The 19,122-nt window shown below is 62.7% G+C and carries 19 protein-coding genes; 4 read left to right on the plus strand and 15 right to left on the minus strand.

From position 1 onward, the window contains the following. Positions 1-23: 23 nt before the first annotated feature. From C4J94_RS02215 to C4J94_RS02270, 12 genes are all read right to left on the minus strand, one after another. Complete coding sequence (locus C4J94_RS02215; protein WP_124384783.1) at positions 24-2,354, minus strand: MMPL family transporter; 2,331 nt, start codon at positions 2,352-2,354, stop codon at positions 24-26. Then, entirely contained in the window at positions 2,326-2,976 is a 651-nt protein-coding gene (locus tag C4J94_RS02220; RefSeq protein ID WP_124384784.1) for an outer membrane lipoprotein carrier protein LolA, read from the minus strand. Before C4J94_RS02220 ends, C4J94_RS02215 begins: the two co-directional genes overlap by 29 nt. A gap of 29 nt (positions 2,977-3,005) precedes the next feature. Next, a complete protein-coding gene (locus C4J94_RS02225) occupies positions 3,006-3,431 on the minus strand; it encodes a thioesterase family protein (protein WP_124384785.1) in 426 nt (141 codons plus the stop codon). Then, positions 3,424-4,965, minus strand: a complete 1,542-nt coding sequence (gene hutH / locus C4J94_RS02230) for a histidine ammonia-lyase (protein WP_124384786.1) — start codon at positions 4,963-4,965, stop codon at positions 3,424-3,426. Before hutH ends, C4J94_RS02225 begins: the two co-directional genes overlap by 8 nt. Beyond that, positions 4,949-5,884: a glycosyl transferase gene (locus C4J94_RS02235; protein ID WP_124384787.1), complete on the minus strand. Its 936-nt coding sequence runs from the start codon at positions 5,882-5,884 to the stop codon at positions 4,949-4,951. Before C4J94_RS02235 ends, hutH begins: the two co-directional genes overlap by 17 nt. Further along, a complete protein-coding gene (locus tag C4J94_RS02240; protein ID WP_124388912.1) occupies positions 5,881-6,615 on the minus strand; it encodes a glycosyltransferase family 2 protein in 735 nt (244 codons plus the stop codon). The genes C4J94_RS02235 and C4J94_RS02240 overlap by 4 nt, the downstream gene beginning before the upstream one ends. Positions 6,616-6,773: 158 nt before the next feature. Further along, positions 6,774-8,444: an acyl-CoA synthetase family protein gene (locus C4J94_RS02245; RefSeq protein WP_124384788.1), complete on the minus strand. Its 1,671-nt coding sequence runs from the start codon at positions 8,442-8,444 to the stop codon at positions 6,774-6,776. Next, a complete protein-coding gene (locus tag C4J94_RS02250) occupies positions 8,441-8,986 on the minus strand; it encodes a hypothetical protein (protein ID WP_124384789.1) in 546 nt (181 codons plus the stop codon). The genes C4J94_RS02245 and C4J94_RS02250 overlap by 4 nt, the downstream gene beginning before the upstream one ends. Continuing rightward, positions 8,983-9,237, minus strand: a complete 255-nt coding sequence (locus C4J94_RS02255) for an acyl carrier protein (protein WP_003209389.1) — start codon at positions 9,235-9,237, stop codon at positions 8,983-8,985. Before C4J94_RS02255 ends, C4J94_RS02250 begins: the two co-directional genes overlap by 4 nt. 9 nt (positions 9,238-9,246) lie before the next feature. Further along, a complete protein-coding gene (locus C4J94_RS02260) occupies positions 9,247-9,516 on the minus strand; it encodes a phosphopantetheine-binding protein (protein WP_124384790.1) in 270 nt (89 codons plus the stop codon). After that, positions 9,494-10,306 carry a 1-acyl-sn-glycerol-3-phosphate acyltransferase gene (locus C4J94_RS02265; protein WP_124384791.1) on the minus strand — a complete coding sequence of 271 codons (813 nt, stop codon included), beginning with the start codon at positions 10,304-10,306 and terminating at the stop codon, positions 9,494-9,496. Before C4J94_RS02265 ends, C4J94_RS02260 begins: the two co-directional genes overlap by 23 nt. Then, complete coding sequence (locus tag C4J94_RS02270; protein ID WP_124384792.1) at positions 10,282-11,001, minus strand: beta-ketoacyl synthase chain length factor; 720 nt, start codon at positions 10,999-11,001, stop codon at positions 10,282-10,284. The genes C4J94_RS02265 and C4J94_RS02270 overlap by 25 nt, the downstream gene beginning before the upstream one ends. Positions 11,002-11,316: 315 nt before the next feature. Here C4J94_RS02270 and C4J94_RS02275 point away from each other — a divergent pair, with 315 nt between their 5' ends. After that, positions 11,317-12,087, plus strand: coding sequence for a ParA family protein (locus tag C4J94_RS02275; protein ID WP_124384793.1), 771 nt, complete (start codon positions 11,317-11,319; stop codon positions 12,085-12,087). Positions 12,088-12,551: 464 nt separating this feature from the next. Then, positions 12,552-12,770: a DUF6124 family protein gene (locus C4J94_RS02280; protein ID WP_177413439.1), complete on the plus strand. Its 219-nt coding sequence runs from the start codon at positions 12,552-12,554 to the stop codon at positions 12,768-12,770. Positions 12,771-12,834: 64 nt separating this feature from the next. Here the strand turns inward: C4J94_RS02280 and trxC are convergent, their stop codons facing one another. Next, positions 12,835-13,269, minus strand: coding sequence for a thioredoxin TrxC (gene trxC, locus C4J94_RS02285; RefSeq protein ID WP_124384794.1), 435 nt, complete (start codon positions 13,267-13,269; stop codon positions 12,835-12,837). A gap of 223 nt (positions 13,270-13,492) precedes the next feature. On the opposite strand from trxC, the gene C4J94_RS02290 reads away from it, so the two are divergent. Continuing rightward, positions 13,493-13,789, plus strand: coding sequence for a type II toxin-antitoxin system HigB family toxin (locus C4J94_RS02290; RefSeq protein WP_043047206.1), 297 nt, complete (start codon positions 13,493-13,495; stop codon positions 13,787-13,789). Next, on the plus strand, positions 13,786-14,187 hold the full coding sequence (locus C4J94_RS02295; protein ID WP_034125602.1) for a type II toxin-antitoxin system HigA family antitoxin: 402 nt from the start codon (positions 13,786-13,788) through the stop codon (positions 14,185-14,187). The genes C4J94_RS02290 and C4J94_RS02295 overlap by 4 nt, the downstream gene beginning before the upstream one ends. Before the next feature lie 4 nt (positions 14,188-14,191). Here the strand turns inward: C4J94_RS02295 and selO are convergent, their stop codons facing one another. Then, entirely contained in the window at positions 14,192-15,655 is a 1,464-nt protein-coding gene (gene selO, locus C4J94_RS02300) for a protein adenylyltransferase SelO (RefSeq protein WP_124384795.1), read from the minus strand. Positions 15,656-15,703: 48 nt separating this feature from the next. After that, positions 15,704-19,081 (minus strand): mechanosensitive channel MscK, encoded by a 3,378-nt coding sequence (mscK, locus tag C4J94_RS02305; protein WP_124384796.1) that lies wholly within the window; start codon positions 19,079-19,081, stop codon positions 15,704-15,706. Positions 19,082-19,122 lie beyond the last annotated feature (41 nt).

The following is a 19,122-nucleotide window of genomic DNA, read 5'->3' on the forward strand; positions in this document are numbered from 1 at the left end:
TGCCATGTTGGCGATATTCACATTCATGAGGCGTGTTTCTGTTGCCTGGCCCAAGGCGCCAGGATAAAGCTGAAGGCCAGGCCGAGGCTGACCGACAGGCCGAAATTGCTCACCGCCGGGGTACTGGAGACGGCCAGCAGGCCGAATGACAGCCAGGTTGTCAGCGCCGCCAGCAGCGTGCCCAGCAGGCTGACGGCGGCACCGCCGATCTGCTCACGCATCAGGATCGCATAATCGACGCTGATGGCCGTGACCAGCAGCAGGCCGAACAGGCTGAACAGGGTCAGGGGCTGGCCCAGCCAACCGAGGCTGGCCAGGCTGCACAACGCGGCCAGCAGCGGCAACGCGACAATACGCAAGGCGCCGGTGAAGCCGAAGGGCAGTATCAACAAGACCACGATCAGCACACAGGACAGCAACTTCAATTCGGCGGCGCTGATTTGGGTGTCGGCAAACACGCGGTTCAGGTCACCCAGGCGATCCACCAGTTGCACGCCGGGCAAGTCCAACGCCTGCACCCGCAGCAACGCCGGGTTGTTCAGGCCTTGCAGGCTGACCATCGCCGCCACGCCGCCGTCTACCGGGCCCAGCCACAGCGTGCGCCACGGCTCGGCCAGGGGGCCTTTGAGCGCGGCGTCGATGTCTTCGGTGGGCAGCGCCTGCAGTTGCGCGACTTCGGCTTGCAGCGCCTCGGCGGGAACGCCGAGGTCCAGCAGTGGTTGCCAGTGCTGCGCGAGTGTATTGAGCGCATCGCGCAGTTGCTGTTGCTCGGCGGGCAGGTTGACCAGTTGATTCAACGCCAGGTATCCCTGCAGCTTGTCCATGTTCACCAGCTGATCCAGGCGCTGGCCCAGAGCGGCCTGGCGTTCCAGTAACTGCTGCTGATTATCGGCACGCACCAGGAAGAACTGACTGGTGGGCTGGAACCCGGTAATGCGCGCCACGGCCTGGGCTTGCTGCAGCAACTGCGGCGGCGCGCCGATCCATTGGCGAATATCGTTTTTACTGTTGAGCTGCCACAGGCCGCCGGCGCAGAACACCAGCACGCCCACCAGCAGCACCGCGCCTGGCACGCGCTTGATCAATGCCGCTCGCCACTGCCACAAGCGTTCGGCGATGCGCAGCGGCCATTGCGCCGGGCGCAGTTCGACACCGCTAAGCAGCGCCGGCAGCAGGCACACGGCTGAGAGATACGCGCCGACCAGCCCGGCTGCGGAAAACACGGCGATCTGCGTCAGCGCCGGGAACGGCGTCCAAGCCAGCGCCAGATAGCCGATGCAACTGGTGGCCAGGCTCAGGCTCAGCCCCGGCAGGGTCAGGTGCAATGCCGGCCAACTGCGCCACGGTTGCAGGCTCCAGCTTTTCGACAGATAGTGCAGCGGGTAGTCCACCGCCACGCCGATCAGGCTCGAGCCCAGCACCAGGGTCATCACATGCATATGGCCGAACAGCGCCACACAGGCCACTGCCCCAAACAGCATGCCGACGATGACCGGCACGAACGCCAGCAGCACGCGCCAGCGCCGGAACGCCAGCAGCAGTAACAGCAGGATGCCCACGGTTGCGCCGCCGCCGACCCAGGTGATTTCTCGGGTGGCTTGCTGCTGTCCGCTGGCCGCATAGAGCAAGCCGCTGGCGGCGAGCAGTTGCACACCTTGCCTGTCGGCCTCGGCGCGGCTGGCCTGGAGCAAATCCGCCACTTGCAGCGGCAGCTTCATGTCGAATGCATTGCCGGTGGTGCGCGCTCGCAGGAGCACCCAGCTTTTGCCGTCGGCATCGGCAATCAACGCGCCGCTGCCGATATCCAGCTGTACCGCACCATGTTGTGGCTGGCTGTTCTGGATGCGCCCGGTCAGGCCCAGCCAGTCGTCCTGGCTCGGCACCAGGCTGAAGCCGGTGAAGGGGTCGAACAGTGACTGCACACGCTGCTGAATGAAGGCGTCAGGCTGCTGGATCAACTGCTCGCGGTCCTTGGCCGAGAGCATCGCCAGCCGGCCGCGCAGCAGCTGCTCGCGCAGCGCCGGCAAGTCGGCTTGCAGGTTCCATTGCACCTTTTCAAACAGGCCGCTGGCTTGCCAGTGCTCGGCCAGTTGCTGCGCCACGGCCAGCGCTTGCTGGCGGTCGGCATGCCCCACCAGTACCAGCATTTCGCGGTTCAGCGGTTCCTGCATGCGCTGCTCGGCTTGCAGCTCCAGGGCGTCCGGCGTACTGCCGGGTACCAGCTCCATCAGGTTGGCCGACAGTGGCGCGCCCTGGCGCCACTGCCAGCCGGCCAGGGCCAGCACGGCCACCAGCAGGATCAGGAACAGGCGCGGCAGCAGGCGTTCATTGGGCAAAGTCGTGTTGCTCCGCATCGCTCAGTGGCTGGTCGGCGCTGCTGTCCTGCATGCGCAACACCGTGCTGTCGCCCTGGGTTTCCAGCAACTCGATGGTGTTCACCAGTGCGCCGCCGTCGATATTGATCCGCGTGAAGACTTGCTTGAGCAACAGCGAACGCGGGATCAGCGTGAGCTTCCACTGTCGAGCCTCGCCTTGCAGTTGCAGCTCGAAGTCGCGTTGCAAGCCGCTGCTGTCGCCCCCCAGCACGGCGAGGAACAAACGATTCTGCTCGGTGCCGGCGCTCTTGGTGGGCAGCAATTGCCAGCCGTTGGCGTCACGCCGAGCGATGCCCTGGGCGCTGATGCGGTAGTCCTGCTGCAGCGGGGTTTTGAGCAGCCACAGCAAACCGTGGTCCTTGGCGAGCACGAAGCTGCCTTTGCTGACCAGCGGCTGGGGCAGGGCACGCAGGTGTTTTTCCTGGGTGAAGTGGCCGTGGATCACGCTGGGTTTGGCCAGTTGATCGCTCAGTTGCTGCAAGTCAAAAGCATGGGCGCTGAAGCTCAGCAATGCGGCGGCCACTGTAGGAGCGAGCTTGCTCGCGAAGAACCTCAGAGCACTGCGCAGTGTCAGGCGGATCGCGTTATCGTTGACGTCCATCGGGGGCAAGCCCCCTCCCACATGGGATCTCATTTCAGGGCCCTTTCTACGGCATCGGTGAATACTTTGGGGGAGGCCAATTGCATCTCGCGGCTGGCGATCTCTACCGCCACTTGCACGGTGCTGGCGCGGGTCAAGCGTTCGCCGCTGGCCAGGTCGGTGATCAGGTAGTTGACCTTCAAACGGTTCTCCCATTCCACCAGGCTGGCGCGTACGTTGATCGTTTGGCCGAAGGTGGCGCCGCGCACATAGCGCAACTGCAGGTCGATCACCGGCCAGGCGTAGCCGGCTTCGAGCATCGCGGTGTAGTTGTGGCCGATCTTGTCCAGCAGCGCGCAGCGCGCCACCTCCAGGTACTTTACGTAATGCCCGTGCCACACCACGTTCATGGTGTCGACATCGAAAAACGGCACGAGGATTTCAGTGTCGCTGTGCAATACACCGGGGCTACGCATGCAGCCTCCAGTGTTGCTCGGCAATGCGTTGCAGGCACAGGCGCAGTTCGCCTTCCAGGGCGCGGTCTTCAATGACGGGCGCAAAGTCCTTGGCCAGCTCTTCATGCATCGCCGCCAGTGCCGGCGGCAACGGCCGAGCGTCCTCGGCCTGGGCCCGCAACCACACGCCCTGGTGGGCGGCGAGCAAGGTGGCGGCGGCGACCTGTTCGGTCAGCTCCAGCACGCGTACAGCGTCGCGGGCGGCGATGGTGCCCATGCTCACTTTGTCCTGGTTATGGCATTCGGTGGAGCGCGAAAACACGCTGGCCGGCATGGTGTTTTTCAGCGCTTCGGCGGTCCAGGCGCTGGTGCCGATCTGCACGGCCTTGAAGCCATGGTTGATCATGGCGCGGTCGGCCGGCGCGCCCGACAGGTTGCTCGGCAGGCCGTGGTTGTAACGCACGTCCACCAGCAGCGCCAGTTGGCGGTCGAGCAGGTCGGCGACGTTGGCCACCAGGGTCTTGAGGCTGTCCATGGCAAAGGCGATGTGCCCACCGTAGAAGTGCCCACCGTGCAGCACGCGTTCGGCTTCGGCGTCGATGATCGGGTTGTCGTTGGCACTGTTGAGCTCGATTTCGATAAACGAGCGCAGCCAGTTCAGGCTGTCGGCCAGCACGCCGAGCACGTGGGGCGCGCAGCGCAGTGAGTAGCGGTCCTGCAGGCGGTGCAGCGGGGCAGTCGGTGCATCGATGGCCAGGTCTTCGCGCAACCAGGCGGCGACTTGCATCTGCCCTGGGTGGGGCTTGGCGGCGAACAGGCGTTCGTCGAAGTGCTCCGGGTTGCCTTGCAGCGCCACCACATTCAGCGCAGTGATGCGCGTGGCCAGGTGCAGCAGGTAGTCGGCGCGGGCGAAGGCCAGGCACGCGATGCCGGTCATCACCGCCGTGCCGTTCATCAACGCCAGGGCTTCCTTGGGCCGCAGTACCAATGGCTGCCAGCCCAGTTCGCGATGAACATCGGCGGCTTGGCGGCGCTCGCCACGGAACAGTACTTCACGCTCGCCGGACAAGGTTGCCGCCACATACGACAGCGGCGTCAGATCGCCGCTGGCGCCTACCGAGCCTTCTTCAGGGATCAGCGGCAGCACGTCGTGTTCGAGGAAGCCCTGCAGGCGCTCCAGCAGTTCCACGCGCACCCCGGACACGCCGTGGCACAGCGACTGCAAGCGCGCCGCCAGCACGGCGCGGGTGGCCTGGGCGTCGAGCAACTTGCCCAGGCCGCAGCCGTGGAAGGTGTACAGATGACGCGGCAGTGCTTCGACATGCTGCAAGGGCACCGCGACCACGCATGAGTCGCCGTAGCCGGTGGTCACGCCGTAGATCACGCCTTCCTTGTCCAGCAGCGAGTCAAGGAACTGCGCGCCCTTGGCGATGCGCTGGCGATACGCGGCATCGTCCTGCAAGCGGGTGGGCACCTGACGGTTGGCCAGAGCCAGTACGTCTTCGATGCGCAGGGGGCGTTCGCCAAAGGTGATCGGCTCAAGAGGCGTGGTCATCGGTCTTCCAGAAAGGGTAAAAGTTGAACCATTGTTGAGGCGCTTGCAGGCAGAACTGGCCCAGGCGCGCGGCGTAGCGGGCGGTCCACAGGGCAATGACTTGCTCGCGGGTGCTGCGCTTCCATTCGATCAATTGCGCGAAGGGCTCGATGGTCAGGTGATAGCGGCCCTGGTGCTTGAGGCACATCAGCAGGTTGACCGGGCATTTGAGCAAGCCGGCCAGCAGCCATGGGCCTTGGGGAAACGCGGCCTCGTGCCCGAGGAAATCGACGCGCACCGTGCGCCCGCCGTGCAGCGGGATGCGGTCGCCGGCAATCGCCAGCCATTCGCCGTCGTCCAGGCGCTGGCTGAGCAGCAGCATGGTGGCCGGGTCCAGCTCGCTGACCTGGATCAGGCGCAGGTGGGTCGCCCCCGCTTCGCCCAGCAGGCGATTGAAACGCTCGGCATGCTTGGTGTGCACCAGCACGTTCATGGTGACTTGTTCGCCGATCTCCGCCAGTGCGCGGCACACTTCCAGGTTGCCCAGGTGTGCGCCCACCAGCATCTGCCCGCGCTCGCCACGCAGTTGGCCGCGCAGTTGCGCCGGGTCGTTGATGTCGATCTGCTCCAGGCGCAGCTTGCCGTTCCACACGTCCAGCTTGTCGAGCATTGAGTCGGCGAACGCCATGAACTGGCCAAAGACTTTTCTGTGGGTTGGCAGCAAATCGTCGCGCGCGCTCCACTGCGCCAGGCGCTGCTGGTACTGCCAGGCACTCTGGCGCGCGGTGCGGCCAAACAGGAAAAAGTACAACACGATGCTGTACAGCAGCGGGCTCAACAGGCGGCGGCCAAGCACCTTTGCCGCGACTGCCGTGAGCTTCATCAGCCAGAAACTGCCGCGTTCCTCGCGGTCGGCCCAGTGTTTGCCGCTGTCGCTCATGCCTGCCACCGACGCCACAGGATAGCCGGCGCGCGCACCAGCATGCCGAAGAACAGTCGCGTGTGCATGGCGCTGATGCGTACGTTGTCGCGGAACAAGCGAAAGTGCGACAGGCCGTCGGCAGGGTAATGCACCTGGGTGGGCAGCCAGCGCATGGGCTGGTTGCGCCAGGCCAGGCGCACGAGGATGTCCGAGTCGAAATCCATGTGCGTGCCGATGTAGGCCGAGTCCATCAGCGCCAGCGTGGGGGCCAGCGGGTACACGCGAAAGCCGCACATCGAGTCGCGAATCTGCAACGACAGCGTGTTGATCCACACCCACACGTGGGTCAGGTAGCGTGCGTAGAGGCGGCCTTTGGGCACGCTGTCGTCGTATTCGGGGTAGCCGCAGATGATGGCGTCGGGGTGCCGGCGGGAGGTGTCGATAAAGGTCTCGACTTCGCGCAGGTCGTGTTGGCCGTCGGCGTCTACTTGCAAGGCGTGGCTGAAGCCCAGGCGCGCGGCTTCGCGAAAGCCCGCCATCACCGCGCCGCCCTTGCCCTGATTGCTCGGCAGGGTCAGCAGGGTGACGTTGTCCAGCAGCGCCAATTGCGCCAACACCGCTGCGCAGGCTGAGCTGCTGCCGTCGTCCACCAGCAGGCACGGCAGGCCGCTGTGCAGCAGGCTGTGGACCACGGCGGGCACGGCGGCCTCGTGGTTGTAGACCGGGATCAGGGCGCAGGGGTTATGCATCATGAGAGTCTCGGCAAACCTGGTGGCGAGGGAGCTTGCTCCCGCCGGGCTGCGAAGCAGACCCAATGCAGGCGACCGGGATGGCTCTGGAAAATTGCACTGCATGGGTTGGGAGTGCTGCGCACTCCAGCGGGAGCAAGCTCCCTCGCCACAAAAGCCTATTCATAGGGTGTCTCCAGCAGGATTCGGCCGCTGGAGCAGGCGGCGACGCCATTGCGGTAGGCGAAATACAATTTGCCGCGCTCCTGATCGAAGCGCAGGTGCAGTTCGATACGGTCGCCGGGGCGCACCAGTTGCTGGAACTTGAGCACTTCCATACCGGCGAACGTCGGCGGTAGGTCCAGCAGTTGCTGGCCCAGGTCGAACGCCCATTCCACCTGCACCACACCTGGCAGCACCGGCGTTACCGGGAAATGCCCGCTGAAATAGGCCAGGTCCGGCGGAACGCTCAGTTGCAACGTCCATTCGCCGTCGGTTTCGACCTGCTCCAGTACCTCCGGCGCCTTGGGGCGCGGCGCCAGCAGCAGGGCCTCGATATCGGCCTGGGGCAGCTTGCCCTGGCTGTTGAGCGGCAGTTGGCGCAGCAAGCGCCAGCGGCGGGGCAGGGCCAGGGCTTCGCAATGCTGGCTCAGGTGCTCGCGCAGGGTTTGGGTCAGCGTGCGCCGGCCCTGATTGCGCAGCGCATGCAGCCCCGCGGCGCTCAGCACCACCAGGGCACCGAGCGAGGCGCGGTTTTCCTGCACCACGCCCAGGCGCGTTTCGGCGACCCAGGGATGGGTGATCAACGCCTGTTCGAGCATCGGCAGGGAGATGCGTTTTTCTTCCAGCTTGACGATGCGATCCAGGCGGCCGAGCAGTTCGAAGCGGCCATCGGCATGGATGCGCGCGGCGTCGGCGGTCTGTTCGATATGCCCGGTGGGCAGGTACGGCGAGGCAATGCGCAGGGCGCCGTCGGCATCCTGGCTCAGTTGCACATCGGCAAACGGCTGCCAGGGTTGGGCCCCCTGGCGCCAGGCGATACCGCCGGTTTCCGAGCTGCCGAGGATTTCCGTCGGCCATTGCTGCAAGCGGTCGTAGAGGCTGCCGGCGGCCTCGACAGGCAAGGCGCCACCGGAGGAAAACACTCGGCACACCTGGCTCAGTGCCGGCCAGTCGAGGTTATCGCCCATGCGCTTGAGCAGCGCCGGGCTGGCGACCCAGGCAAATTGCGGATGCTCGCGACTGGCGCGCTGCATGTCTTCGGGGAAGGCCAGTTGCCTGCGCACAAAGGTGCGACCGGCGCACAGCGGCCACAGCACGCGGAACAGCAAGCCGTAGATATGTTGGGTAGCGACGCTGCCGATGATGCAGGCCTCTTTCAGATCGGCGCCCCACAGCGCTTCCAGCGCCTGCACTTCATTGGCCAGCTGACGCAGGGACTTGTCGATACGCTTGGGTTCGCCGCTGGAGCCGGAGGTGCACAGGCTCAGTTGGCAGGTATCCAGGTCAAGTGCGGCGGGGGTGAGAGGCGTCTGGTACAGCGCCTCCAGTTCCGATGCTTGCGTCAGCCAGGCATCGACGGCGTCGGCCCAGCGTTGACGGGTCTGGGGTTGCAGGTCGGCGGGCAATAGCACGCTGACCCCGGCACGCCAGGCGCCGAGCAAGGCAATCGCCAGCACGCCCGCGTCTTCCAGGTGCACCGCCAGGCGCTGTATGCCACGCGCTCGCAGGCCTGCCGCCAGGCGCAGCGATTGCTCCACCAGTTGTGCATGATCCAGTGCCGGCTCAGTGGTGACCTGGCGTTGTTCCTGCGGCTCGAGCAGTAGATGCTCAAGTTTCAAACCTTTCATATGCGGCCTCGAACCCTTTGTCGTACCAGCCATTCCACGGCAAACAACAGCCCCATCAGCCCGTAGGCGATCAGGCCGTTGTACAACGTCCACCAGCTCAATGGCGCCCATAAGGTGAGGGCGGCGGCGAGCAGGCCATTACACAGAAAAAACACACTCCACACGACGGTGACCTGGCGCGTGTACACCACTGCATGCGGCGGCAACTGCGGGTCGCTCATGCGCGCCAAGCGCTCGACCATCGGCGGCCCGTATTTAAGGCTCAGGCCGAACAGTGCCAGCATGAACGCACTGACCAGGCTAGGGTACCAACGCAGCCACTGCGGGTTGTCGAACCAGGCCAGCGCCAGGCAGAACACAATCACCACCACCGCCATCCAGCGGCTGCCGGGGCGTCGCGCAGCAGTGAATGCGCGCAGCAGCCACAGGCTGCCCAGCAGCAGGCCGAATTGCCAGGGCGCGAAATGCTCGGTGCCGTAATACACCGCAAAGGGGTACAGCAGCCCCGCCAACAACAGGCCAAGGCCGATCAGCCGGCTCATGCGGCGGGCTGGACCAGACGGTACACCGCCTCTACCACGTCGTTCACGGTGCGCACCGCCTTGAATTCTTCAGCGGCGATTTTCTTGCCGGTCTGGCGCTTGATGTGGTCGATCAGGTCCACGGCATCGATGCTGTCGATTTCCAGGTCCTGGTACAGGTTGGCATCGAGGGTGACGCGTTCAGGTTCCAGTTCAAACAGTTCCACCAAGGCGTCGCGCAGGGTGTTGAAAATATCGTCACGAGTTTGCATGGTCCGGTCTCAAGCTGCCTGTCTGGCCGTGACGAATGCCGCAAGGCTGGCCACGTTGGTGAAATGATTGCGCGTGTCCTTGGCGTCGGCGTCGATCTTGATGCCGTACGTTTTCTGGATGGCCAGGCCCAGTTCCAGGGCGTCCACCGAATCCAGGCCCAGGCCTTCGCCGAACAGGGTCTGGTCGCTGCCGATGTCGTCGACGCTGATGTCTTCCAGGCCCAGGGCCTCGATGATCAGCATCTTTATGTCGTGCTCAAGGCGTTGTTGGTCGCTCATCTTCGGCGAGCTCCTTAATGAAATAGTGATGCAGGTAATCGTTGAGCTTGCGTGACGCCTGGGGCGCGGGGCCCTGTGCGGCAAACGCGTGTGGTTCTATATCGGCACCGACGCGCAAACTGAAGTGGAATCGGCATTTGGGAATGCGATACCACGGCTCGGCCTTGGTCAGCGTGGTGGGGCTGACCTTGATCACCACCGGGGTGATGATTGTCGCACCGCGCAGCGCAATGGCCGCGCCGCCGCGATGAAAGGCAGGTGCCGCGCCGGGTGTGGTGCGGGTGCCCTCGGGAAAGATGATCAGGGTCTGGCCTGTGCGCAGGGCGTCGGCGGCCGCATCGAGCATGTCGGCGCTGCCGTCGTTGCTGATGTAGCCCGCGTCGCGCACCGGGCCACGGGTGAACGGGTTTTGAAACAGGCTCTGCTTGACCACGCAGTTGGTCTGGCGCATCAGGCCGATCAGGAACACCACGTCGATCAGCGACGGATGGTTGGCGACGATCATTTGGCCAGGGCGGCCGAGGTTTTCCGCGCCTTCGACGCTGTACGTGAGGATGCCCAGGAATTTCATCAGCCGAATAAAAAACCAGAACAGGCAACTGATGGTGTGGCGCGCGCGTCGTTGATGCTGTTCGGCGTTACCCGGCAGGCAACTGAGCAGCGGGAATACCAGCAAACGCAGGCACAGCCCGCCGACACCGAACACAAAGAAGCTGGCGGCCGTGGCGAACAGGCGCCAGTAATAGGCCTGCCGTGGTTTGTCAGTCAGGGCTTGCGTCGCCAGTTCCATACTCGGTTCTTCCAGGCATGTTGGCAGGCACCCTGTTCGGTCAACAGGGTGCGCAGCAGGTTCAGGGCGTGGGGCCACTGGGTTTGAGTGAGTTGGACAGTGCCGCTGTTCAGTTCCAACCGCCACTCGTCGCCCGGCGTCAGCAAAAGGCCGAGGGCGTAGGGGAAGGGCACGTCAGCGATCCAGCTGGCATACGCCTCGGGCGGTTGTTCTTCGGTAATGATCAGCAAGACGGCAGGGGCGCCTTCATTGAGCAGCGCGGCGGCTTCGAGCAGACCGTGCTCAAGGCCATCACCGGCGGCGGCGAGTGCCGTCATTTCGCTGGTTTCATTGCGCAGGATCGACCACAGGCCAATCACCGCGTTATGCACTGACAGGCTGAACTGGGTCGGCGACAGCGGCTGCTCGTTGGCCAAGTCGCTGAGGATGTCGAGGGTGCGCGGGGTTTCGCCGTGGCGGGAAATAAACACCAGTGGCAGCGCTTCAAGGCCCTCGGCCAGTGGCCAGCCCACGCTGAACGCCATGCGCGCCAGACGGCTCAAGCGTCGGCGTTGCATGGCTGGCAGAAATGACACATCCGGGGATGCGTCGCTGGCGGGCAGCAACACCGGGTCCCGGCACCAGGCGTGCCAGTCATCCGCACTCTCCAGGCCAGGAGCCCAGGCGCGCCATTGGGCGATGTTGAAGTTGATCACTGAGAAGTTATCCCGCCCCTGCGGGCTTCCGTGTGCGGCCGATGGCCCCGGATTCCGGGACAGAGGGCAATGGCCGAATGGCGCGCATTATCCGGGTGCCGTGGGGTTCTAGCAAATTTTGGTAAGAATTTGTTCACTATCAATTACAAATAAGTGGGAGGGAATTACAGATTGTGGGCGATTGAGGGCCGAGTTGGATTGTCGGAGCGTTCCCATTCATTTGTGGGCCAGACACTGGGGATGGATGAACGAGGTAGCTAACCGGCGCTTTTGCGCTCTACACTCGGTCATTCATTGATACACGGAGGTTTTCCCATGCGGCGCGTGGTGTTCAATCAAAAAGGCGGCGTGGGCAAGTCCAGCATCGCCTGCAACCTGGCGGCGGTCAGCGCCAGTGAAGGCTATCGAACCCTGTTGGTGGACCTCGATGCCCAGGCCAACTCCACCCAGTACCTCACCGGCCTGACGGGCGACGATATTCCCATGGGGATCGCCGATTTTTTCAAGCAAACCCTGTCTTCCGGGCCGTTTTCGAAGAAGAACAAGGTGGACATCTACGAAACGCCGTTCGACAACCTGCACGTCATCACCGCCACGCCGGAACTGGCCGACCTGCAGCCCAAGCTTGAGGCCAAGCACAAGATCAACAAGCTGCGGAAGCTGTTGGATGAGTTGAGCGAGGATTACGACCGGATTTACCTGGACACGCCGCCAGCCTTGAATTTTTATGCGGTTTCGGCGCTGATCGCCGCCGATCGGGTATTGATTCCCTTTGATTGCGACAGCTTCTCGCGCCAGGCCCTGTACGGCCTGTTGGCGGAAATCGAAGAATTGAAGGATGACCATAACGAAGGTCTTGAAGTGGAAGGCATCGTGGTCAACCAGTTCCAGGCGAGGGCGAGCCTGCCGCAGCAGATCCTGGATGAATTGATCGCTGAAGGCTTGCCGGTATTGCCGGTGTACCTGGCCAGCTCCGTGCGCATGCGCGAGTCGCACCAGGAGAGCAAGCCGCTGATCCACCTGGACCCACGGCATAAGTTGACGCTGCAGTTTGTGGAACTGCACAACTTGCTGGAAAACACCTGACCTCAAGCAGTGCACAGATCCAATGTGGGAGGGGGCTTGCCCCCGATGCGGTATGTCAGCCAGCTTATTTGTAGCTGACCCACCGCTATCGGGGGCAAGCCCCCTCCCACATTTGGATTTGGAATTTTCCCACAGGGTCTGTAGGAAGTGTCTGGCAGCAGGGGATTGGCCTTGTAACCTTGCCTACAGCTACGCCAGAATCCGCCGGCTTGTGCGTCTGGATGGGCGTCTCTAAGGTTTGCCGGTCGCTGAATGTTCAGTGATCGGGTTTAGTAGCCCACTCAGACGAAAGCATGTGCACCGCTCCAAACCATGGCGTTTCTTGCCTGCCGATGGTAGCTGTGCGCAGGGCACCTTCGGGTGCGCCGGGTTTCGCTTTCGTTCTACCGGTCTACTAACCTGCGTACAGCTGCCGCCCCTTGTTTAGTAGCAAGCAGGCGATGGCCCTGGCAGAGAACGAAAATATGAATTTATTTACCGTTACACCCAACCTTCCCACCGAAGCGCTGGTCATCAACAGCTACGAAACCTTCGCCTCAGTCCGCACCTTATTGCTCAACCTGTCCAACGACCTCACCGGCGAACATCGCGACGTGGCCCTGGCTATCCATCAATTGAGCGAGCTTGGCGTTATGCTGGTCAGCCAGATGATGGACCGCCAAGCCCCACTGGCCCAAGGCTGAAACACGGTCAAAATGTGGGAGGGGGCCCCCTCCCACATGGGTTGGTGTTGTTCTGATGGGCCGGTTACACGCCTTGGCTGCGCAACCAGCTCATCAACTGCGGCAACGGAAACGCCCCGCTCTGGCGCGCCACTTCGCGGCCGTTCTTGAACAGAATCAAACTGGGAATCGAGCGAATCCCCAATTGCGCCGACAGCTGCTGATTGGCCTCGCTGTCGAGCTTGGCCAGCCGGCACTTGCCTTCCAACTGCCCGGCCGCCTGCTCGAATACCGGCGCAAACGACTTGCACGGCCCGCACCAATCCGCCCACACATCCACCAGCAATGGCAGGTCGCCCTTGATCTGGCTGGCGTAGTCGCCTTGTTTCAATTCAAAGGGCGTGTTCAGCAACACAGGCTGCTTGCAGCGCCCACATTTCGGCGCATCCCCCAGGCGTTCGCCTGGGATGCGGTTGAGACCGTTGCAATGAGGGCAGGGGATTACGAGAGGTTCAGACATCGGAGGCTCCTGGGGACTGGCCAATAGGGGGTATCTGGTGACGGGGCTGAGATTTATCAAGGCTGGGTGCAGAGACTCATTCGCTCACAGTTTTGCCGGCGCCCCGGTGAGTCGACTGTCTAGGCTATTTCGTGTGCGCCACCGGTCTGTTTGCGGCTATAGCAAATTGCGATAGTTCGAATTCAGGTTTAACCTTCATAGCAAGATGCGATAAGGACGTTGCATGCGAGTCATCAGTGAAAGCAGGATCTGGGAAGCAAAGGGAAAATGGCCGCGCTCGGCAACAGCTTTGGATCAGTGGTATCGCGTGATCAAACGCAACGCTCCCAAGGACTTCGCTGCAATGAAAGCCATGTTTCCCGCCACGGATAAGGTAGGTGAATTTCATGTGTTTGATATTGGCGGTAACAAGCTGAGGTTGATTGCGTCGGTGCAGTATCGAATGCAGCGCGTTTACATCAAGCACCTGCTTGACCATCGCGATTATGAGAAGGACAAATGGAAGGAAAAAATCAGATGAGCGCACTTATGCGAGTGGCGGCAGAGCACTGGCAATTCGTTTCGCCTGTGCTGCGCAAGCCGGAAAACGAGGCGGACTACGACGCACTGGTATGTGGTTTGGATGAGTTGTTGAGCCTGGTGGGTGAAGACGAGGACAGTCCACTGATGAGCCTGGTCGACATTCTGAGCGACTGGATTGAAGCTTATGATCGTGAGCATCGCCCTATGCCCGTCGCCAGCGGGGTCGATGTGCTGCGCTACATGATGCGCGAGCACAATCTCACCCAGAGCGACCTTCCGGGGGTTGGGGCGCAGTCAGTCGTCTCGGAGATATTGAGCGGAAAACGCCAGCTCAACGTGCGCCAGATTCGTTGGCTGGCCGAGCGTTTCGGGGTGTCTGTGGAGACCTTTATCTAAGCGCTCAAGACGAACAACTGATCTCCAGATGCTTGCCCCAATCCGGCGGCCGTTGCGCGTACTGCTCCATACCCGCTTGTTCCTCGAACGGCCTGCTCAGCACTTCATGCAGTCGTCGCACTTCGCTGTAGTCGCCTTGCTCGGCGGCGGCGATGGCGTTTTGTGCGAGGTAATTGCGCAGGATGTACAGCGGGTTCACGGCATGCATTCGCGCACGGCGCTGTTCTTCGCTGTAATCACCGTCGCGCAAGACCCGCGCCGTGTACCGTTCGGCCCAGGTGTCGAAGCCGGCCATGTCGACAAAGTCATCGCGCAACCGGGTAACCGCCAACGCTGCCGGCTCATCGCCGAGGCGTCGGAAGAACAGCGTGTAGTCCACGCCGCTGTTTTGCATCAGCTTGAGCAGTCGTTCCACTAGCTGCTGGTCCTCGTCTTCGGCCGTGGTCAGGCCCAGCCGGCGACGCATCAGGTCCAGGTAGTGGGCTTGATACAGCGGCAGGTACAGGCCGAGGGCTTCTTTGAGCGCATCAACGCTGATGAATGGCGTGAGCGCCTGGGCCAGGGCGCTGAGGTTCCACTGCCCGATCGGTACCTGGTTGCTGAAGGAATAACGCCCCTCGTGGTCGGAATGATTGCAGATGAAGTGCGCATCGAAGTCATCCAGAAACGCAAACGGCCCGAAGTCGAAGGTGATGCCCAGGATCGACATGTTGTCGGTGTTCATCACGCCATGACAGAAGCCATAGGCCTGCCATTTGGCGATCATTTCAGCATTGCGCTCGACGATTTCGCGGAACATCGCCAGGTAGGGTTCCGGTTGCTCGCGGCACTCGGGGTAGTGCAGGTTCAACACGTGTTCAGCCAGCTCGGCCTGCTGCTCGGGTTTCTTGGTGTAGTAGAAATATTCGAAATGTCCGAAGCGGATATGGCTGGGTGCCAGGCGCAGCACCATCGCCCCGCGTTCCTGCTTCTCGCGCCACACCGGCGTGCTGGAGCCGATCACGCACAAAGCGCGGCTGCTGGGTATGCCCAGGGCATGCAGCGCTTCTGAAGCGAGAAACTCACGGATCGAGGAGCGCAATACCGCACGCCCGTCGCCCATCCGCGAGTAGGGCGTCATGCCGGCGCCCTTGAGGTGCAGGTCCCAATGCTCGCCCGCCTGGTTATACACCTCGCCCAGCAACAACCCTCGGCCATCCCCCAATTGCGGTGTGTAGCCGCCGAACTGATGCCCGGAATAGACCATCGCCCGCGGCTGCGCTTCGGCCCACAGCTTGTGCCCGCCGAACAGTTCGGCAAACACCGGTGTTTCGGCCACGGCCGGGTCGAGGTCGAGCAGGGCCATGGCGGCATTGCTCGCCACCACCAGGCGCGGCTCGTCGAGGGGCTCGGGCAGCACATGGGTTGAGAACGCATCGCCCAGGCGTGCGAAGCGGTTGTCGAAGGTCAGTTCGTCGAGGGCTTTCACCGGCGATCTCCAGCAGGATGCCCCAGCATTTTGCTGGGGCTGAGTTCGTTAGTCGAGTTTGCTCGGCGGTGGTTCAGGCGCGTCTTCGACCTTTCCGGCGGGCGGCTCGGGGGTATCCTGCTCGGGCGCGACGAGGGTCTTGCGCTCGTCTTCCACTGGCACCAATTTGTATTCCTGGCCGTGCATGTTCTTCAGGTACACCTCCATCTGCCGGAACGAGATGTTGATGTGCTGCTTCTTGAACTCACGGTTGATGTAGCGATTGACCTCGTCCAGCACCGGGTTGCGGTCGCCCAGGTCGCGCACATGCATGCGCAGCTCATGGTCGAGGGTGCTTTCGCCGAAGTTGAGGAAGTACACGTGGGGTTCCGGTTCTTTCAATACCCGTGGGTTTTCCCTGGCGGCTTTGAGCAACAGTTCCCTCACCAGATCCAGGTCGGAGCCGTAGTCCACCCCCAGTTTCAGGGTGACCCGGGTGATGGTGTCGGTCAGCGACCAGTTGATCAGTTGCCCGGTGATGAACGTCTTGTTCGGGACAATGATGTCCTTGCGGTCGAAGTCGGTGATGGTGGTGGCGCGGATGCGGATCTTGCTCACCGTGCCCGACAGATTGCCGATGGTGATGGTGTCGCCGATGCGCACCGGGCGCTCGAACAGGATCATGATGCCGGAGATGAAGTTGGCGAAGATCTCCTGCATGCCAAAGCCCAGGCCCACCGACAACGCCGCCACCAGCCACTGCAACTTGTCCCAGCTGACGCCGAGGGTAGACAGCGTCGAGACAAAACCCACACCGGCGATCACATACGACAGCAACGTCGTGGTGGCATAGGCGCTGCCTTGTGCGAGCTCCAGTTTGGACAGCACCAGCACTTCGAGTAAGCCTGGCAGGTTGCGCGCCAGGGCGAAGGTGATACCAATGATGATCAGCGCGCCGAGCAAGTCGCCGATGCTGATAGGCACCATGCTGATGTTCGCACCGGTACCGCTGGTGTATTCGTACAGCGTGACATTATCCAGGTAGGAAAATACCGAGATCAGGTCCGACCATACCCAGTAAAGGGCTGCAATGAAGCCGCCGAGCAAGGCCAGGCGGATCAGGCGCAGGGACTGTTCATTGACCTTTTCGATGTCCAGGGTCGGCTCTTCAACCACCGCTTCGCCGTCACCGGCTTCCTTGGCGGCCTGGCGCTTGGCCAGGGCGCGGGCATAGGCCAGGCGTCGGGCGGCGACGCTCAGCCAGCGTACGAAGGTGGCTTCGATCACCAGCCAGAACATCAGCAGGTACAGGGTGTTGATCAAGCGGTCGCTGAGCTTGAGCGCGGTGTAGTAGTAGCCGAAGCAAACCGCGATAAACAGCGCAATGGGCAGGGCGGTGAACAACAGGCCCACGGCCTTGCGAAACAGCGAGGCTTTTTCATGGGTGGGGCTGTTCAGCAGCAGGCGGCTGAGCAACCACGCCATCAGGGCGTAGCAGGTGAGTACCACGGCGATGCCCAGCACGTCTTCGGCGAGTGCCGCCGGCTGGTGTTCGGCGATGGCCACCACCGCCACCAGCGCCAGTACCACCAGGCCGAGCTTGCGTACCCAGCCCTGCAGGAATTCGACCTGGGGTTTTTCCCAGCGAAAGTGCAGCTCGGCCACGCCGCCGGGCGCCAGGATGCGGTAAGCGGTGTAGAACACCAGCCACGCCTGGGCGATCTGCAGCAGGGCCGAACCCAGGTTGGCGTTTTGCCCACGGGCGTCGATCTGCAGCGCATAGCCGCACAGCGCCAGGCCCAGGGATACCGGCATCGCCAGCAGGATGTTGATCAGGATCGCCTGCGGCGTGTGCCACTGGCTGTCGCGCTTGAAGTGACCGATGTCCAGGTGGACTTTATTAAGGCGCTGATACAGCGCCTTGCGCCGCCACAACAGCGCACCGATCAACAGCAGCAGCGGCAGGAACAGCAATGGGCGCTGGGTCAGGCCGTCATACAGTTCGCTGACGCTGGAAGCCCAGGGCAGGGTGGTGATTTGCTTGCTCAAGTGCGCCGGTACGGTTTCCAGCCATTCGGTGTCCAGCGGCTTGTTGCTCGGGATCCAGAACATCTGCTCATCGAGCGTGGCGCGCAGGGTGGTGGCGGTGCTGAGCAGTTGTTTCTGGTTCAGTTGCAGGGTGATGGATTCGTTGAGCAGTGCGCTCAATTCACGGCTCAGGCGCTCCAGCAGGTCGCTGCGGGTGATTGCCAGTTCCAGCAGGGTGCGGCGCAATTGCGGGGTGACATCGTCCGGCGGCTGGTTGGCCAGCAGGTTATCCACATACGCGCTGGGGGAGCTGATCAGCTCGCGTTGCTGGTTGACCTCGAACTGGTACAGGCGAATGTTGGCGATGTCGTCGGCCAGGTCTCGGTCGACGGTCAGGCGTGGCAGCGCCTGTTTCTGTTTGTAGAGGATCTTGGACAGCAGCAGGCTGCCCTTGAGCACGTTGATCTGCTCGTCCAGCGCCGAATCGCTTTGGGTGACGGTGTCCAGCTGCTGCTTGGTCTGCAGGTTTTTCTGGGTCAGGTCGTTAAGGCGGTCGGTGCTCTTGAGCAGGTAGTCGGAGAGCTTCAGGTTGGCCGCGCTTTCCGTGGCCAGCAGGCTGCTGCCGCCGGCTTTCTGCGCCTCGATGGACTGTTGGGTCACCGTTTGCCGGGACTGGGCCAGGCGTTTCTGGTTGATCAGGGTTTGCAGGTCCTGGATTTCCTGCTCCAGGCGCGCGGTTTTTTCCTGGATAAGGTCGTGCTGGCTGTTGCCCAGGTCCTGCAGCTGGCTGTTGCCGGCCAGTTCCTGACGGCGCAGGGGGATCAGTGCATTGAGGGCGGCAAGTTCGGCGTTGAGCTGGTTGCGCTGGTCGCCGCTGAGGGCTTTGCCGTTGTCTTTGCCGGCCTTGAGGGTGGCATTGATCTGCTGGATGCGCGTCTGGCTGCTGCTGATTTCGGTCTGCGCGCGCTCGGGACGGGTTTGGGCAGCGATGGTCAGGCTATTGGCGTCGGCCAGCTCTTTTTGCAAGTCGCCTTGCTGGGTGGTGCGTTGCACCAGCAATTGTTCAAGCTGCGGCACGGGCAGGCTGGCGTAGCGTTGGGCCACCGGGACGATTTTGGTGGCCTTGAGCCGGGTCAGCTCGCGCTGGTTCTCTGTCGTCTGGCGCGGCGCATCGTCCAGCTGGCGTTTCAAATCTGCCAGGCGCTGCTCGTAGTCCTGCTTGTTATCCAGGTACGTCAGGGTCTGTTGCAGGATGCCCTGCAACGCCTTCATGTCGGCGTCGGGCAGCTTGCGGTCGGGCAGCTTGTCCAGGGTTTGCTGGACAGCGTCGGCGCTGGGCGGGTCGGCGGCGTGAACGGTGCCGACACAAAGGGTCAGGCCCAGCAGGGCAGTGGCGAGAAAAGTGCGCAGGGTTGGCATAGAGACCGGTTGAGCTGGATGAAGAATCGGGGCGTTGTCGC

Source organism: Pseudomonas sp. R5-89-07 (assembly GCF_003851685.1).
Lineage (GTDB): Bacteria > Pseudomonadota > Gammaproteobacteria > Pseudomonadales > Pseudomonadaceae > Aquipseudomonas.

Bases quoted from the DNA above. Each gene is read 5' to 3' on its own strand.
- C4J94_RS02215 (WP_124384783.1), bottom strand. From the start codon at position 2,354: ATGCGGAGCAACACGACTTTGCCCAATGAACGCCTGCTGCCGCGCCTG.
- C4J94_RS02220 (WP_124384784.1), bottom strand. From the start codon at position 2,976: ATGGACGTCAACGATAACGCGATCCGCCTGACACTGCGCAGTGCTCTG.
- C4J94_RS02225 (WP_124384785.1), bottom strand. From the start codon at position 3,431: ATGCGTAGCCCCGGTGTATTGCACAGCGACACTGAAATCCTCGTGCCG.
- hutH (WP_124384786.1), bottom strand. From the start codon at position 4,965: ATGACCACGCCTCTTGAGCCGATCACCTTTGGCGAACGCCCCCTGCGC.
- C4J94_RS02235 (WP_124384787.1), bottom strand. From the start codon at position 5,884: ATGAGCGACAGCGGCAAACACTGGGCCGACCGCGAGGAACGCGGCAGT.
- C4J94_RS02240 (WP_124388912.1), bottom strand. From the start codon at position 6,615: ATGCATAACCCCTGCGCCCTGATCCCGGTCTACAACCACGAGGCCGCC.
- C4J94_RS02245 (WP_124384788.1), bottom strand. From the start codon at position 8,444: ATGAAAGGTTTGAAACTTGAGCATCTACTGCTCGAGCCGCAGGAACAA.
- C4J94_RS02250 (WP_124384789.1), bottom strand. From the start codon at position 8,986: ATGAGCCGGCTGATCGGCCTTGGCCTGTTGTTGGCGGGGCTGCTGTAC.
- C4J94_RS02255 (WP_003209389.1), bottom strand. From the start codon at position 9,237: ATGCAAACTCGTGACGATATTTTCAACACCCTGCGCGACGCCTTGGTG.
- C4J94_RS02260 (WP_124384790.1), bottom strand. From the start codon at position 9,516: ATGAGCGACCAACAACGCCTTGAGCACGACATAAAGATGCTGATCATC.
- C4J94_RS02265 (WP_124384791.1), bottom strand. From the start codon at position 10,306: ATGGAACTGGCGACGCAAGCCCTGACTGACAAACCACGGCAGGCCTAT.
- C4J94_RS02275 (WP_124384793.1), top strand. From the start codon at position 11,317: ATGCGGCGCGTGGTGTTCAATCAAAAAGGCGGCGTGGGCAAGTCCAGC.
- C4J94_RS02280 (WP_177413439.1), top strand. From the start codon at position 12,552: ATGAATTTATTTACCGTTACACCCAACCTTCCCACCGAAGCGCTGGTC.
- trxC (WP_124384794.1), bottom strand. From the start codon at position 13,269: ATGTCTGAACCTCTCGTAATCCCCTGCCCTCATTGCAACGGTCTCAAC.
- C4J94_RS02290 (WP_043047206.1), top strand. From the start codon at position 13,493: ATGCGAGTCATCAGTGAAAGCAGGATCTGGGAAGCAAAGGGAAAATGG.
- C4J94_RS02295 (WP_034125602.1), top strand. From the start codon at position 13,786: ATGAGCGCACTTATGCGAGTGGCGGCAGAGCACTGGCAATTCGTTTCG.
- mscK (WP_124384796.1), bottom strand. From the start codon at position 19,081: ATGCCAACCCTGCGCACTTTTCTCGCCACTGCCCTGCTGGGCCTGACC.